Genomic DNA, 13,707 nt, shown 5'->3' with positions numbered 1-13,707 from the left:
GCCGATTGGTGATACGGCGCTAAGGAACCTCTGATTAATTCGCTTCCTGACGGTAAAAATTCTTTGGCGCTAGATGAGAAGCTCAGGTGATAGGATGGCCATTTCGAAACCGTCGGATACAGGGATGTATCCGTCGGAGCTACAGGGAAGTACTCGTGCGTTTTCGAAATGGCCATCCTATTGCCTGAGCGCCACGGAACTAGCCAAAGCGTTCACGCGAATTAATCAGAGGTTCCCTAAAGACCCAGGCTGGTTCGCACAAAAGCTGGAAACAGGCGCGCGTGGTGGCTCCTCTACTTGCCGAGTGCACTGCCCTCGCGCCGCGGGTCGGCACCCCCGATCAGCTTGCCGTCCTTAAGAGCAATTGCGTGAATACCGCTGTTGAGATCGCGCAAGACTACCTGATGTCCGAGTCTCTTCAGTTTTCCTACCGTGTCTTCACTGAAAAAACCGGGCTCCAATTCCACGCGCCTGCCGATGGCCCCGATATTGCCGGCAGCAATGGCCTCGGCGATCGGCATTTCCAGCCCCAGGTGGTAAAGGATGGTACGCGCGGTGTAGTCGATAATCCGCGAGCCGCCAGGAGATCCCACCAGCAGGCGCATACTGCCGTCTTCATTAAATACGATGGTCGGAGACATGGACGAGCGCGGTCGCTTGCCGGGCTGGATACGGTTGGCCACCAGGGCGCCGTCTGCATTCCTGGGCGTAAAGGAGAAATCGGTTAGCTGGTTGTTGAGTAAAAAGCCTTTCACCATCAGCCGCGATCCAAAACCGGTTTCGATACTGGTGGTCATACTGACGCCGTTGCCGTAACGGTCCACTATCACCAAATGACTGGTATTGGGCAGTTCCGGGGAACTCGCTGTACGCCGTTCGCGGCTAAAGGAAACCGGGTTGCCGGGCATTGCCACGGTGGCCGCGTCAAAGTCTATCAGCTTGGCGCGTTCGGCCAGATAGCCGGGCGCCACCAGCGGACGGCTGGGGACGGTAATAAAATCCGCATCTGCCAAATAGGTGTTCCGGTCAGCAAACGCCAGCTCCGATGCCTCCACGAACAGATGAATCAATTCCGCATCGCCGACTCGATAGTTTTGTAACGGGAATTGATCGAGCATTCCGAGGAGGGCACCCACTGTAGTACCGCCGGAGGAAGGGGCGTCGGCGCCGCAAACCTTGTACTCGAGAAAATCTGAGCACAAGGGGGCGCGCACCTTGGCCCGGTATGCGGCCAAGTCCTCGGCCGTAAGCAGGCCCGGGTTGACCGGATCTTCCGCCACTGCACGTACGATGGCCTCGGCGATTTCGCCCTCGTAAAAGGCGTCGGCACCTTTATCGGCGAGGAGGCGCAGCGTTTTGGCGTACTGCGGATTGCGCAGTGGGTAACCCACCGGCAGTGGCTCGCCGTTTTTATCGAAAAAGTAAGAGGCTATGGCCGGACGTACGGCGACCTGAGGCATTTTTTCCAGCAGTTGGTGCAGGCGCGGAGAGACTTCGAAACCGGATTCTGCCAGTGCTATTGCCGGTTGGAAGAGGGTTTTCCACGGGAGCTTGCCGTCGCGCGTATGGGCCAGTTCCAGCAGACGCATCACACCCGGGACGCCCACAGAATAACCGCCGATCACAGCCTCAAGAAAACCGCGGGGTTTTGCCCCTTCCATAAAATAGTTTTCGTCCACTGCCGCCGGCGCGGTTTCGCGGCCGTCGTAGTACTGAAGCGCCTTTTTATCCGCCCGGTAACTCAGCATAAACGCCCCGCCGCCGATGCCGGAGGACTGGGGTTCCACCAGGCCCAGCACCAGCTGCGCGGCGATGGCCGCATCCACGGCCGTGCCGCCTTTTGCGAGTATTTCCGCGGCGGCGCGGCTGGCGTGGGGGTTGGCGGTGACCGCCATGTATTTTCCCGCTGTGGCGGACTTGATCTCGCCGCGGCCGGTCGCGATTTCCGGCTGGATTTCCGCCGTGGATGTGTCGCTGCGGGTGGGCGCGGCGGTGACGTTAATGGAAAGAATGAGCAGGGCGAGAGTCAGGTAACGCACAAAACACTCCGCGGATTGTGGAAAATCCGCACGAGTGTAACAGAAAGCGCCAAAAGCCCGACCGCGTTACTGACGGAACTTGTTCTCCAGGGCTTTCTCCACTGGCGGCGGCACAAACTTGGTGACGTTGCCACCGAGGGAGGCGATCTCGCGCACGAGAGAAGAGGAGATGTAAGACAGGTGCTCTGCCGGAGTCAGAAACAGGCTTTCCATCTGCGGCGCCAGCTGGCGGTTCATATTGGCCAGCTGGAACTCGTACTCGAAATCGGACACGGCGCGCAGTCCCCGCAGAATGCCGTAGGCGTCCACCTGCCGCACCAGATCGGCGAGCAGGATATCGAAGCCAATGACCTCCACATTGGGCAGGTGTCCGAGTACCTGTTGGGCCAATTCGACCCGCTCGTCCAGGGTGAAGAGTGGATTCTTGCGCGGGCTGGCCGCCACTGCGACGATCACATGGTCGAATAGACGGCAGGCCCGCTCCACCAAGTCCAAATGGCCGTTGGTAATGGGGTCAAAGGTTCCGGGATAGACGACTTTTTTCATACGTCGAGGCTCTGTGCGGGCCGAAATAGGACGCGCATGGTAAACAATTTGCTCCGCAGGCTCAAAATTGGGCGTCAGTGGGACAATAGCCGCATGCACACCTGCCCTGCCCGTTTCTCCTTTTCTATCCGCCAGTCTTCGGTTAGGGACAGCGCCTTGTCGCGGGGCGTCTCCACATAGATCAGGGCCCCTTCGGCCAGGTGCGGTGCCAGCGCGGCCAGGGTTTGCTGCCAGAGGTCGCCGGCGAAGGGCGGGTCCACGAAAACGATATCGTAGCTGGCGGCGGGTCGGGCGAGGAACGCGGCTGCACTGTCCTGGTGTACACGGGCATTGTCCGCCTCAAGCAGGGCGAGTTGTTGCTTTAGCATTCGCGCCGCGTCGGGATTCAATTCTACGAAGTCCACCTCGGAGGCGCCGCGGGACAGGGCCTCCAGCCCCAGGGCGCCGGAACCGGCAAAGAGGTCTAGGCAGCGGGCACCGGGCAGGTAGAACTGGAGCCAGTTGAACAGAGTTTCGCGCAGGCGGTCGCCAGTCGGCCGAAGCCCTTCGAGTGGCGCAAACTGCAGTTTTCGTCCCCGCCAGCGGCCACCGATGATGCGCAGCTGGGAGAGGGAAACTTTTGCCGGGCGGGATTTGGCCAAGGGATACCTCTTGAATTCTCGGAAGCGGTGCTAAGATTAGCGCCTTTCTGCAAGCGGTACACCCGGACTCACCGATGATCTTTGATTTCCTGCGCAAAAAGAAGCCCAAACCCGATGAAACAGTGGAGTCCCAGACGGCGCCGGAGCCCCCGGAGTCAGCGGGGGATGCCTCTACTCCAAAAGCTGAGCAGCCCGAAGCGCCGCGCGAGGCCGCTGAGCCTGCGCCCAAAAAAGAGGGCTTCTTCGCCCGAATCCGCCGCGGCCTAAGCCGCACCAGCAGCCAGTTTGCCGAGGGCATGGGCAACCTCTTCCTCGGCGCTAAAGAGATAGACGAGGAACTGCTGGAAGAGCTGGAAACCCAACTGCTGGTGGCGGATGTGGGTGTCGAGGCCACTGGTGAAATTGTCGACCGCCTTACCGAGCGGGTTTCCCGGCGCGAACTGGCGGATGGCGATGCGCTCTACCGCGCCCTGCAGGAAGAGCTGGGTGAGCTGCTGGATACAGTGGAGGCGCCACTGGTGGTCGATACGTCCAAGAAGCCTTTTGTGATCCTGGTAGTGGGCGTCAACGGTGTTGGCAAGACCACGACCATCGGCAAGCTGGCCCACCGCTACCTGAGGGAAGGCAGGTCAGTGATGCTGGCCGCGGGCGATACCTTCCGCGCCGCTGCGGTGGAGCAGCTGCAGGTCTGGGGGGAGCGCCACAATGTACCGGTAGTGGCTCAGCACACCGGTGCCGACAGCGCCTCGGTTATCTACGATGCGGTGCAATCGGCGCGCGCCAAGGGGATTGATGTGGTGATTGCCGATACCGCCGGGCGCCTGCACACCAAGTCCAATTTGATGGAAGAGCTTGCCAAGGTGCGCCGGGTAATGGGCAAGCTGGACGCCAGCGCCCCGCACGAAGTACTGCTGGTGCTGGATGCCGGTACCGGCCAGAATGCCATCAGCCAGGCCCAACAGTTCCGCGACGCGGCCGGTGTCACCGGCCTGGTGCTGACGAAGTTGGACGGCACCGCCAAGGGCGGTGTGATCTTTGCCCTGGCACGCAAGTTCGGGATTCCGGTACGCTTTATCGGCGTCGGCGAGCAGGCCGAAGATCTACAGCCGTTTGCCGCGAAAGAATTTGTCGCCGCGCTTTTCGGTCGCGAAGCGAACTGATCCCGCCGGTTGGCGGATACGGCGGCAGTGAATAGAAGAATAACTTCCCGATGATCACCTTCGACAATGTCAGTAAGCGCTATGAGTCCGGTCAGGATGCCCTGATGCGCGTCAGCCTGGAAATCGAGCGCGGCGACATGGTGTTTCTCACAGGGCACTCGGGCGCGGGTAAAAGTACGCTGCTGAAGCTGCTCACCGCGATAGAGCGCCCGACCCGCGGCAGCATCCTGGTGGCCGGACAGAATCTAAACCGGCTGCGCCGGGGGCAGATTCCCTACTTCCGCCGCAACCTCGGCATCGTCTTTCAGAATCACCAGCTGTTGTTTGACCGCAGCGTTTTCGACAACGTGGCCCTGCCGCTGCAGGTGGCCGGCTGCAGCCGGCGAGAGCTGGGTCGCCGGGTGCGTGCGGCGCTGGACAAGGTGGGGTTGTTGCACAAGGAAAAGCAGAATCCGATAGTGCTGTCTGGCGGCGAGCAGCAGCGGGTCGGTATCGCCCGTGCGGTAGTGAATAAGCCGGCGATACTGGTGGCGGACGAGCCCACCGGAAACCTGGACCCGCAGCTATCGGCGGAGATTATGCAGCTGTTTGCCGACTTCAATGCCGTTGGCGTCACTGTGCTGGTGGCCAGCCACGACCTGGAGCTGATTGCGCGCATGAAGCGCCGGGTGCTCACCCTGCAAGCGGGCCAGTTGATCTACGATGGAGTTCCCAGTCGTGAAGCAGCCGCCCTATAAGAAGTCACCGCAGATATCGCGCAAATCCCAACGCGTGGCGACGGAAGTGAAGCCGCAGCGGCCCACAGGGGCGGTGACGGCGCGCACCGGTATGGGCGATCGCTGGCACAGCTGGCTCGGTCACCACCGGGAGATGGCTGTCGAGTCCCTGCGGCGTTTTTTTGCTACCCCCATAGCCAGCGGCATGACCGCCCTGGTGATCGCCATTGCCCTGGCCCTGCCGGCGGCGTTGCAGCTGGGGCTGGCCAACTTCCAGCGCGCCGTGGCCGGTTGGGACGGGCAGCCACAGATCTCGGTATTCCTGCACATGGATATCACCGAGGACCGGGCGGAAGCCTTTGCCGATACGCTGCGCGCCGAACTCGATGTGGCAGAGGTCACTTATATTTCTCCCGAAGAAGCGCTGCTTGAATTTCAGCAGGCCGCCGGTCTCGGTGATGCCCTCGCTGGTCTGGACAGCAACCCTCTGCCAGCGGTGCTGCTGCTGCGTCCCCGTGACACAGAGGCCGAATCCTTGGAGGCTTTGGCAGAGCGTCTGCGCGAAAGTGCTCTGGTCGACGCGGTGGTGCTGGATATGGCCTGGGTACAGCGCCTGGCGCGGCTGACCGAGCTGGGGCGGCGCCTGTCCGCCGGCCTGGCCGCACTGCTCGCGCTGGGTGTTGTCCTGGTGGTGGTCAATACCATACGCCTGCACATAGAGAACCGTCGCGAAGAAATACTGGTAGCCAAACTGGTGGGGGGCACCGACGCCTTTGTGCGCCGCCCCTTCCTGTACAGCGGTCTCTGCTACGGCTTTTTCGGCGGTCTGTTGGCCTGGCTGCTGGTGGCTGTCGCGGTTGCGCTTCTCTCCGGCCCGGTGGCTGGACTTTCCTCAACCTACGGCAGCGGCTACACCCTGCAGGGGCCTGGCTACCGCTACTTGTTGGGGCTGACCGTCGGCGCCGCCCTGCTCGGTCTGACCGGGGCCTGGCTGGCGGTGGCGCGGCACATCCAGGCCATAGAGCCGCGCTGATTCGTTGATCAGGAGTTTCGTCAGCAAATGGCTGCTGAAGCACTGCTGACGTGGAACTCACCTGTGGATAAGTCGTCTAATGACACGGCTTTGGGTCGATGGCGGCACTTGCCTGCGGACTTCCTTATCCACTTGCGCAAGTGCTACACTGACCCTGATTCGCCGCCAGAACGGGCGGTGCCGCCGGTAGATCCGGCACGTGAGATACGAGAGGAGAGATCTGAATGGGAACCAGCCTGCAGCCAGTAGATATGCTGTCTCCGGGTGCCAACCTCAACGCCTATATCCAGACGGTCAGCAGCTTTGAAGTCCTGTCTGCCGAAGAGGAAAAGCGGCTGGCCGAAGATCTGTACTATCGACAGGATTTGAATGCGGCGCGCCAGTTGGTGCTGTCACATCTGCGCTTCGTAGTGCATATCGCCAAGTCTTATTCCGGATACGGACTGAACCAGGCAGACCTGATTCAGGAAGGCAATGTCGGCCTGATGAAGGCGGTCAAGCGCTTTAATCCGGAAAAGGGTGTGCGCCTGGTATCCTTCGCGGTGCACTGGATCAAGGCAGAGATCCACGAGTTTATCCTGCGCAACTGGCGCATCGTCAAAATTGCCACCACCAAGGCTCAGCGCAAACTGTTTTTCAATTTGCGTGGTCAGAAGAAAAGGCTGGCCTGGTTGACCAATGATGAAGCCAAGGCGGTAGCTGAGGATTTGAATGTTGACGTAGCCCAGGTGCACGAGATGGAAGGTCGCCTGGCCGCCCGCGATGCCGCTTTTGATGCCGGTGTTGATGATGACGAAGACAGCGCCTGGCAGGCGCCGGCTCATTATCTGGAAGACCGCCGCTACGATCCGGCCGCGCAGCTGGAGCAGGACAACTGGCAGGAGACCAGCCTCAACAGTCTGGCCGCCGCCATGGACCAGCTGGACGATCGCAGCCGCGATATCATCCAGGCGCGCTGGCTGTCTGAGGAAAAAGCCACGCTGCACGAGTTGGCGGATAAATATGGTGTTTCCGCCGAGCGTATCCGCCAGCTGGAAAAAAATGCAATGAAGAAAGTGCGCGCGGCCATGGAAGCCTGAGCGAGCGCACTGATCTCGGTAAAAAACCGCGCGCAAGCGCGGTTTTTTTGTTTGGTTATTGGTCCGGCAGAGGAAATCCGCTTGCCCAGCTGCAAATGGCCGCGCTACAACTGTGCCGGAAGTTGAAGAGGCGAGGAAAACAATGGCAAGGCTCTATTTACTGATCGCCGCTTTGCTCGGTGGAAGCGGTGTAATACTCGGTGCTTTTGGCGCTCACGGATTGCGGGGAAAAGTGACGGAGCATCTGCTGGAAGCATATAAAACCGGTGTGCAATACCAGATGATCCACGCACTGGCCCTGTTTGGTGTGGCGCTGCTGCTGCAGCACTGGAATGAAAAAACAGCACTTTACGTAAGCGGCGGCCTCTTCACCATAGGGGTTGTGTTTTTCTCCGGCAGCCTCTACTGGCTCACTTTGGGCGGTCCTCGTTGGTTGGGCCCGATGACGCCGCTGGGCGGGTTGATGATGATCGGTGGCTGGGTGGCGCTGTTTGTCGCCGCATTGAGTTTTCCAAATAAATTTTCCGGGGCCGGTTAAACCGGAATACAAGAAAAAATTCGCAGTAGAGGTCGCGAATAATGCACGATGAATCCGCGGGCGATTTTCCCTACCGCACCGAGTACAAGAAAAAGTCCATCCGTAGTTATGTGATCCGCGCCGGACGCATGACCGAGGGGCAACGGCGGGCGTTCGATAATTACTGGGGCCAATACGGTTTGTCTCTGTTTGGAGGACAGTTAGATCCGAGAGAGACATTCGGGCGCGAAGCGCCGCTGGTGCTGGAAATCGGTTTCGGTATGGGGGATTCCCTGCTGGCCATGGCGGCGGCGGAGCCGGACAAGGACTTTATCGGTATCGAAGTGCACCCACCTGGCGTCGGTCGGCTGATCAACAACGCCGGCAAAGCCGGCATCGAAAATCTGCGCGTCTATATGGCCGATGCGGTGGATGTCTTGAACGACTGTATCGGCGACGCTTTACTGGACCGCTTTCAACTTTATTTCCCCGATCCCTGGCATAAGAAAAAGCATCACAAGCGACGCATAGTGCAGCCGGAATTCGTGCGTCTGATTCGCAGCAAGCTGAAGGCAGGGGGTCTGTTGCATATGGCCACCGACTGGGAAAATTACGCCGAGCATATGCTGGAAGTGCTGGAGGCCGAGCCGCAACTGGAAAATATCGCCGGCAGCGGCAACTATTCAGAGCGGCCGGCATTTCGTCCGGAAACCAAATTCGAACGCCGCGGCCAGCGTCTAGGCCACGGCGTCTGGGATCTGCTTTATAAAGCTATTTGACCTTTTTTACCGGTGGCGGATTCCAGCTTCCATCGATAACTGATGGAGGTTTCTCCGCAGGCCAGTAAAGGCGTAGAACCAGATTGAATTTACCCTTCGGTGCCGGCAGCCAGTTGGACGCTTTTTCCGGGCCGGGGTTTTCATGTTGGATATAGAGATCCAGGGACCCATCCGGGTTTTTCTTCAGGCGGTCCCGGGGGCTCAGCGTGTAGCGGTGCAGCGGATTGTCAACGAAAAAATTTTGTTCGTTGTACATGGTCAGCGACCAGAATCCGTTGACCGGCGGCATCTGTCCCTTGGCAAAGTGCATCACATATTGGTTCGCACCTGAGAAGGGTTTGCCCTCTGCGTCTTGGCTGGAACTCGGATAGACAGCGTCCTGTGGCAGATTGGCGCCCAGTCCCATGGCGGTGATAAATGCACGCTGCAAATAATCGGTGCCGTAGCGGCCGGTCTCGGTAGTGACCATCCAACCGTTGATTTCTCTGCCTGCCGATTTGAAGTGCGCAAGGATCTTTTCAAAGGCGACTTTGGGCACGTCCCGCAGTGCTTCTTGAATATCCGGGGCAAGCTTGTCGAGGGCAAAGGGCTCGCCGGGCGTTATCCCGAGTTTTGCCATCTTTGCGATCATGGGGGCGTCGGTGGCGGCTGGAGGATTGTCTTTCATCAGTTTCGCCAGCAGATTGAAAAAGTCGCTGGTGCCCATCCGATTGACCTGGGTGCGTACCGGGGTCTTCATATCGATAGTGGGATTTACCTGGGCGCGCGGCGGTGTGTAGTTTTTGCCGTAGGCGCTTAGAGGAACTATGGATATTTCATCCTGTATTTTATGCACTTTGGCATAGTCTTCCGGTGTGCCGCTGGAATAGATGCGGCCCAGCAGCCAGACGATGGCGGTGGGCGATTCATAGGGGGTGATTCCTTCGGGCAGTGCGCCCTTCCATCCGGGCCCGGTGATGGCATAGGTCTGTGCGCCTGTACCAGTGGTGCGTTTGCCGGGGGCTTTGAAAACATTGGTCCAAGCGTCCAACATCGGAAACAAATAGTATCGCCCGTGTGTATCGGGCAGTTGCAAGATCCAGGGTTCTCGGCCCACATCGATCCAGGCGATGGTATAGAGGGTGTCGGCATTGGGGGTGGTGACATCGCGGAAAGCGGCCGTGGGATATTTCCGCAGGCGCGCGAATTGCCCCATGGGCGCGCGGCTTCCCTCCGGTGTGGCGACATTGGTCATGACCCTCCGGGTCATTTCCATAGTGACCAGCGGATAGCCGTAGATATAGGCGTCCACGGCAATGGATTTTGCCTCATCGGCGGAGAGAGACTGCGCAAATAAGTGAATAGGGCCGAGCGCAGCGCAGACCAGGGCGACAGCCAGTGCCAGATTGCGACCCGGAAAGCGGGCGTTTTTCATAGCAAGAACTCCTGTTGCGAGATCAGAGCCTGTCGGGAATTGATGATCACGGATGGTGGAGTGGCCGATTACCGGGCTTCCCGCGGCGTACGCGAGTCCAGCCGCGACCATACTCCTTGCAGCATAGCAGCGCGTTCCCGACAACTTCTGCTGTCTGCTATCTTCAATCAGACCGCCGGTAAAAGGACCTTCCGGAGCACACAATGACAAAACGCCGCCAGCTCTTTCCATTTCCCTTAAGCGTTCTTCTGTTGTCCTGCCTGTGCAGTGCGGGGGCCTGGGCGGATCTTGCGGGAACGGCGACCTTGTATCTGAATGGAGGCAAGTATTGGTTCGACGGGGACCGGTTGGACGGCACACCTTTCAAAGGGCTGGAACTGGAAAACACCACCGGTGGCGGTGTCGGTTACGGATTTATGATCACCGATCGCTGGGCGATGGAAGGGGTAGTCGATTATTTCAGTGTGAGCGTGAAAGACATCGATGAAAAGGTCGATGTCTATAACTACCACCTGGATCTCTTCTATCAGTTTGGCGGCCAGTTTTGCGGCAACTTCTGCTGGCAGCCCTATGTGGCCTTTGGTGCTGGAGAAATCCGTGTCGACTTCGATGATTCCGCCGATAACACTTACGACTGGCACGATCGCCAGACGATGGTCAACCTGGGGCTGGGCGTCAAATACCGGTTGGGTCCGCGATGGCAGGCGCGGGCTGATGCGCGCGCTTTTCAGGGGGTTGAAGAAGGTGGTCTGGACGGTTTTGTCAGCCTGGCTATCGGTTATCAGTGGAGCGAATATCCGCTTGGTTGGCGGGATACGGACGCTGACGGTGTCTTTGATGAGATGGATCAGTGTCCGCAGACGCCACCGGGCACTCCTGTAGGCGGTGACGGTTGTCCGGTCGATTCCGATCGCGATGGGGTGCCGAACTATTTGGATCAGTGCCCCACTACACCCTTTGGCACTGCGGTAGACGAAAGCGGCTGCCCCCGTTAGCGCAAGGTGTATTCCGCTGCAGGGGGCGGGTGTTGCTATTCCGCGCGCGCCGCCTCCAGTTGTTCGGAAACTTCCAGCCACTCCATCTCTAGGTCTTCCAATTCCTTGCGTTGCTGTGACTGTTCGCGGTTCAAGCGCGCAATTTCCTCCTGTTGCCCGCCGCTGTAAAGGCTTTCATCGGCGAGCCGGTTTTCCAAATCCGCCAGACTCTTTTCTGTGCGCGCCATCTGCTGCTCGATGCTTTTGAGCCTGTTGGTGAGCGGTTTTAGCTGTTCGCGCAGGGCCGCCGCGGCGCGTCTCTGGGCCTTTTTATCCTCTGCTGTTTTGTCAGCAGCGGTGGTTTCTGTTGCACGGGATTCGCGTTTTTTCCTGTCCCGGTTGAAACCCAGCAGCCATTGTTTGTAGTTTTCCAGGTCGCCATCATAGGGGGCGGCCCTGCCGTCGCTGACGAGGATAAATTCATCCACTGTGTTGGCAAGCAGGTGCCGGTCGTGGGATACCAGGATCACGGCCCCGGGAAACTCCGCCAGTGCCAGGGTCAGGGCGTGGCGCATTTCCAGGTCGAGGTGGTTAGTGGGTTCATCCAACAGCAGCAGGTTGGGTTTCTGCCAGGCGAGTATCGCCAACGCCAGGCGCGCTTTCTCGCCACCGGAAAATCCCGCAACGCGTTCGAATACTCGCTCCCCGGAAAAACCGTAGCCGCCGAGAAAGTCCCGCAGGGACTGTTCGCTCGCCTCCGGTGTGAGCCGCTGTAAGTGCAGCAGCGGCGAGGCATCGCCGTCCAGTGCTTCCAGTTGATGCTGGGCGAAATAGCCGATAGCCAGGTGTTCCCCCTGCAGGCGACTGCCACTGAGCGGCGGCAGTTCGCCGGCCAGGGTTTTGATCAGCGTTGATTTGCCGGCACCATTGGGGCCCAGCAGGCCAATGCGCCGCCCCGGTTGAATACCCAGTTGCACTTTGTGCACAACGGCATTGTCGCCGTAACCGATATCGGCGTCGCGCAGGTCGAGCAGCGGGTTTGAGTTTTTTTCCGCCGCCGGCAGCGAGAAACGGAAGGGGGAGTCCACATGGGCGGGCGCGATAGCGGCCATACGGTCCAGGGCCTTGAGACGGCTCTGCGCCTGCTTGGCCTTGCTGGCCTTGGCGCGGAAGCGGCGCACGAAGTCTTCCATATGCGCCCGCTCCGCCTGCTGCTTCTCATACTGAGCCTGTTGTTGTGCCAGGCGCTCGGCACGGGCGCGTTCGAAAGCACTGTAGTTGCCGTTGTAGAGGACCAGCTTCTGTTGTTCAAAGCTGACGATACCGTCCACCACTGCATCGAGAAAATCCCGGTCGTGGGATATGACCAACAAGGTGCCGGGAAAACGTTGCAGCCATTGCTCAAGCCATAAAGTCGCATCCAGATCCAAGTGGTTGGTGGGCTCGTCCAGTAGCATCAGATCCGCCGGACACATCAGTGCGCGCCCCAGGTTGAGGCGGATGCGCCAGCCACCGGAAAAACTGTTCACGGGGCGGCTTTGATCCGCGTGGGAAAAGCCGAGGCCGTCGAGCAGTTGCGCTGCGCGCGCTGGCCCGGAGTAGCCGTCGATTGCGGCCAGCTGCTCGTGCAACTCAGCCTGACGGCGCCCGTCGCCGCTAATTTCTGCCTGCTGCAGTTCCTGTTGTAGCCGGCGCAATTCTGTGTCGCCGTCCAGCACGTAGTCCAGCGCCGATTGGCCGCTGGCTGCAACTTCCTGAGCCATGTGGGCGATGCGCCAGCCAGCGGGTATTTCCACATGGCCGCTGTCGCTTTCCAATTGGCCCAGCAGCAGCTTGAACAGCGTAGACTTGCCACAGCCGTTGGCGCCGATGATGCCCATTTTGTGGCCGGGAAAAATGCGGCAGTCCGCATGCTGAAGCAGCTCGCGCCCACCCCGCTGCAGGGAGACGCCTTGCAAATTGATCAAGGGAAATCACCTCTTGGTGCCAGCTGGTGCTAAAAATGGTTCATGCGATGGCGGCGGTCTCCGCCGACTGTAATATGAACCGGGGGGCAGGAGTGCTCTGATCAATTCGCGTAAGTTCTCCATCGGTTTAAGGGTGCCCGACTGCTGGATGGTCGCAGAGTATTCTTGGACCCGGGAGCGAATTGATCTGAGGTTCTCCAACCATTTACAAATGTGGGGATTCTAACGTGACACCATCCACAGCTCCATCGCCGGCCCCGGGCAGTGCGTTGAACAACCCTTTGTGGCAATTCAGCCTGGGTTTTTACGGCCACGCGGGCGTCGCTGAGTTTTTACTGGATTGCCAGGACCGCAAAGGGGCGGACGTCTGTCTGTTGCTCTGGGCCAGTTACGCCGCTGCCGGTGGCCGACGGCTCTCACTGGAGATTTGGCGTGTGGCTGATCGCAGTTTGGCACCGCGGCGGCGCATCATTGCCAGTGTGCGCAGGTTGCGCCGCTGGCTGGGACGGTTGCGGCCTTACAGCCTGGGACTCTATGAGCGTTGCAAGCGCTACGAACAAACACTGGAGCAGCGCCAGCTGGCGGCGCTGTGGAAACTGCACGCGGAGCGCTGGCCGGAAGACCGGCCGGCGCTGGAGCTGGCGGGGCAGCAATATGGTCTGCTGCAAAAAGAACAGGCCCGCTGGGCGGGCCTGTTAGACAGTTATAAGGCGAATCGCGTTTAGGGAACCTCTGGTTTGTGCGCGCAGACACGCAAGTGTTGGGCTCTGCGGCTGTGAAACCTCTGATTGATTCGCCTGCGTACTGTGGTTGGTTCGGGGCACTGGCAATGTCTCTGCCAT

Annotated in this window: 13 protein-coding genes; 8 read left to right on the top strand and 5 right to left on the bottom strand. The window is 59.6% G+C overall.

Annotation, left to right across the window (positions count from 1 at the left end; translation table 11 throughout):
• Nucleotides 1-293: 293 nt before the first annotated feature.
• The 3 genes from ggt to rsmD all read right to left on the bottom strand — a co-directional run bounded on the left by ggt (nt 294) and on the right by rsmD (nt 3,226).
• Complete coding sequence (gene ggt, locus BM155_RS05955; RefSeq protein ID WP_074901697.1) at nt 294-2,039, bottom strand: gamma-glutamyltransferase; 1,746 nt, start codon at nt 2,037-2,039, stop codon at nt 294-296.
• Between the two features lie 66 nt (nt 2,040-2,105).
• Nucleotides 2,106-2,585, bottom strand: a complete 480-nt coding sequence (gene coaD / locus BM155_RS05950) for a pantetheine-phosphate adenylyltransferase (RefSeq protein ID WP_067156857.1) — start codon at nt 2,583-2,585, stop codon at nt 2,106-2,108.
• 74 nt (nt 2,586-2,659) lie between these two features.
• Nucleotides 2,660-3,226, bottom strand: a complete 567-nt coding sequence (gene rsmD / locus BM155_RS05945; protein ID WP_067156851.1) for a 16S rRNA (guanine(966)-N(2))-methyltransferase RsmD — start codon at nt 3,224-3,226, stop codon at nt 2,660-2,662.
• A gap of 74 nt (nt 3,227-3,300) precedes the next feature.
• On the opposite strand from rsmD, the gene ftsY reads away from it, so the two are divergent.
• The 6 genes from ftsY (at nt 3,301) to trmB (ending at nt 8,510) form a co-directional block, all read left to right on the top strand.
• Nucleotides 3,301-4,386: a signal recognition particle-docking protein FtsY gene (gene ftsY, locus BM155_RS05940; RefSeq protein WP_074901695.1), complete on the top strand. Its 1,086-nt coding sequence runs from the start codon at nt 3,301-3,303 to the stop codon at nt 4,384-4,386.
• A gap of 50 nt (nt 4,387-4,436) precedes the next feature.
• Nucleotides 4,437-5,123 carry a cell division ATP-binding protein FtsE gene (ftsE, locus tag BM155_RS05935; RefSeq protein ID WP_067156841.1) on the top strand — a complete coding sequence of 229 codons (687 nt, stop codon included), beginning with the start codon at nt 4,437-4,439 and terminating at the stop codon, nt 5,121-5,123.
• On the top strand, nt 5,104-6,135 hold the full coding sequence (ftsX, locus tag BM155_RS05930) for a permease-like cell division protein FtsX (protein WP_254773141.1): 1,032 nt from the start codon (nt 5,104-5,106) through the stop codon (nt 6,133-6,135). The genes ftsE and ftsX overlap by 20 nt, the downstream gene beginning before the upstream one ends.
• Before the next feature lie 224 nt (nt 6,136-6,359).
• Nucleotides 6,360-7,214, top strand: coding sequence for an RNA polymerase sigma factor RpoH (gene rpoH / locus BM155_RS05925; protein WP_067156839.1), 855 nt, complete (start codon nt 6,360-6,362; stop codon nt 7,212-7,214).
• Between the two features lie 142 nt (nt 7,215-7,356).
• The gene (locus BM155_RS05920) at nt 7,357-7,752 is read left to right on the top strand and encodes a DUF423 domain-containing protein (RefSeq protein WP_074901694.1); all 396 of its coding nucleotides are present in this window, start codon (nt 7,357-7,359) and stop codon (nt 7,750-7,752) included.
• A 41-nt stretch (nt 7,753-7,793) separates the two neighbouring features.
• Nucleotides 7,794-8,510: a tRNA (guanosine(46)-N7)-methyltransferase TrmB gene (gene trmB / locus BM155_RS05915; protein WP_067156834.1), complete on the top strand. Its 717-nt coding sequence runs from the start codon at nt 7,794-7,796 to the stop codon at nt 8,508-8,510.
• On the opposite strand, the gene BM155_RS05910 is transcribed toward trmB, so the two are convergent.
• Nucleotides 8,503-9,924 carry a DUF1254 domain-containing protein gene (locus BM155_RS05910; RefSeq protein ID WP_083421098.1) on the bottom strand — a complete coding sequence of 474 codons (1,422 nt, stop codon included), beginning with the start codon at nt 9,922-9,924 and terminating at the stop codon, nt 8,503-8,505. The genes trmB and BM155_RS05910 overlap by 8 nt on opposite strands.
• A gap of 203 nt (nt 9,925-10,127) precedes the next feature.
• Here BM155_RS05910 and BM155_RS05905 point away from each other — a divergent pair, with 203 nt between their 5' ends.
• On the top strand, nt 10,128-10,919 hold the full coding sequence (locus tag BM155_RS05905) for an outer membrane beta-barrel protein (RefSeq protein ID WP_074901693.1): 792 nt from the start codon (nt 10,128-10,130) through the stop codon (nt 10,917-10,919).
• Between the two features lie 35 nt (nt 10,920-10,954).
• Here BM155_RS05905 and BM155_RS05900 read toward each other — a convergent pair whose 3' ends face one another.
• On the bottom strand, nt 10,955-12,865 hold the full coding sequence (locus BM155_RS05900) for an ATP-binding cassette domain-containing protein (RefSeq protein WP_074901691.1): 1,911 nt from the start codon (nt 12,863-12,865) through the stop codon (nt 10,955-10,957).
• 227 nt (nt 12,866-13,092) lie between these two features.
• Between BM155_RS05900 and BM155_RS05895 the strand changes: the two genes are divergently transcribed.
• A complete protein-coding gene (locus tag BM155_RS05895; protein ID WP_067156828.1) occupies nt 13,093-13,590 on the top strand; it encodes a TIGR02444 family protein in 498 nt (165 codons plus the stop codon).
• The last annotated feature ends 117 nt before the right edge of the window (nt 13,591-13,707 follow it).

The organism is Microbulbifer thermotolerans (assembly GCF_900112305.1).
Taxonomy (GTDB): Bacteria; Pseudomonadota; Gammaproteobacteria; order Pseudomonadales; family Cellvibrionaceae; genus Microbulbifer; species Microbulbifer thermotolerans.
The sequence above is the reverse complement of the archived record's forward strand: the minus strand, read 5'-3'. Positions and strand labels throughout refer to the sequence as shown.

Coding starts and splice junctions, on each gene's coding strand:
- coaD (WP_067156857.1), bottom strand. CDS start 2,585: ATGAAAAAAGTCGTCTATCCCGGAACCTTTGACCCCATTACCAACGGC.
- ftsY (WP_074901695.1), top strand. CDS start 3,301: ATGATCTTTGATTTCCTGCGCAAAAAGAAGCCCAAACCCGATGAAACA.
- ftsE (WP_067156841.1), top strand. CDS start 4,437: ATGATCACCTTCGACAATGTCAGTAAGCGCTATGAGTCCGGTCAGGAT.
- rpoH (WP_067156839.1), top strand. CDS start 6,360: ATGGGAACCAGCCTGCAGCCAGTAGATATGCTGTCTCCGGGTGCCAAC.
- BM155_RS05920 (WP_074901694.1), top strand. CDS start 7,357: ATGGCAAGGCTCTATTTACTGATCGCCGCTTTGCTCGGTGGAAGCGGT.
- trmB (WP_067156834.1), top strand. CDS start 7,794: ATGCACGATGAATCCGCGGGCGATTTTCCCTACCGCACCGAGTACAAG.
- BM155_RS05910 (WP_083421098.1), bottom strand. CDS start 9,924: ATGAAAAACGCCCGCTTTCCGGGTCGCAATCTGGCACTGGCTGTCGCC.
- BM155_RS05905 (WP_074901693.1), top strand. CDS start 10,128: ATGACAAAACGCCGCCAGCTCTTTCCATTTCCCTTAAGCGTTCTTCTG.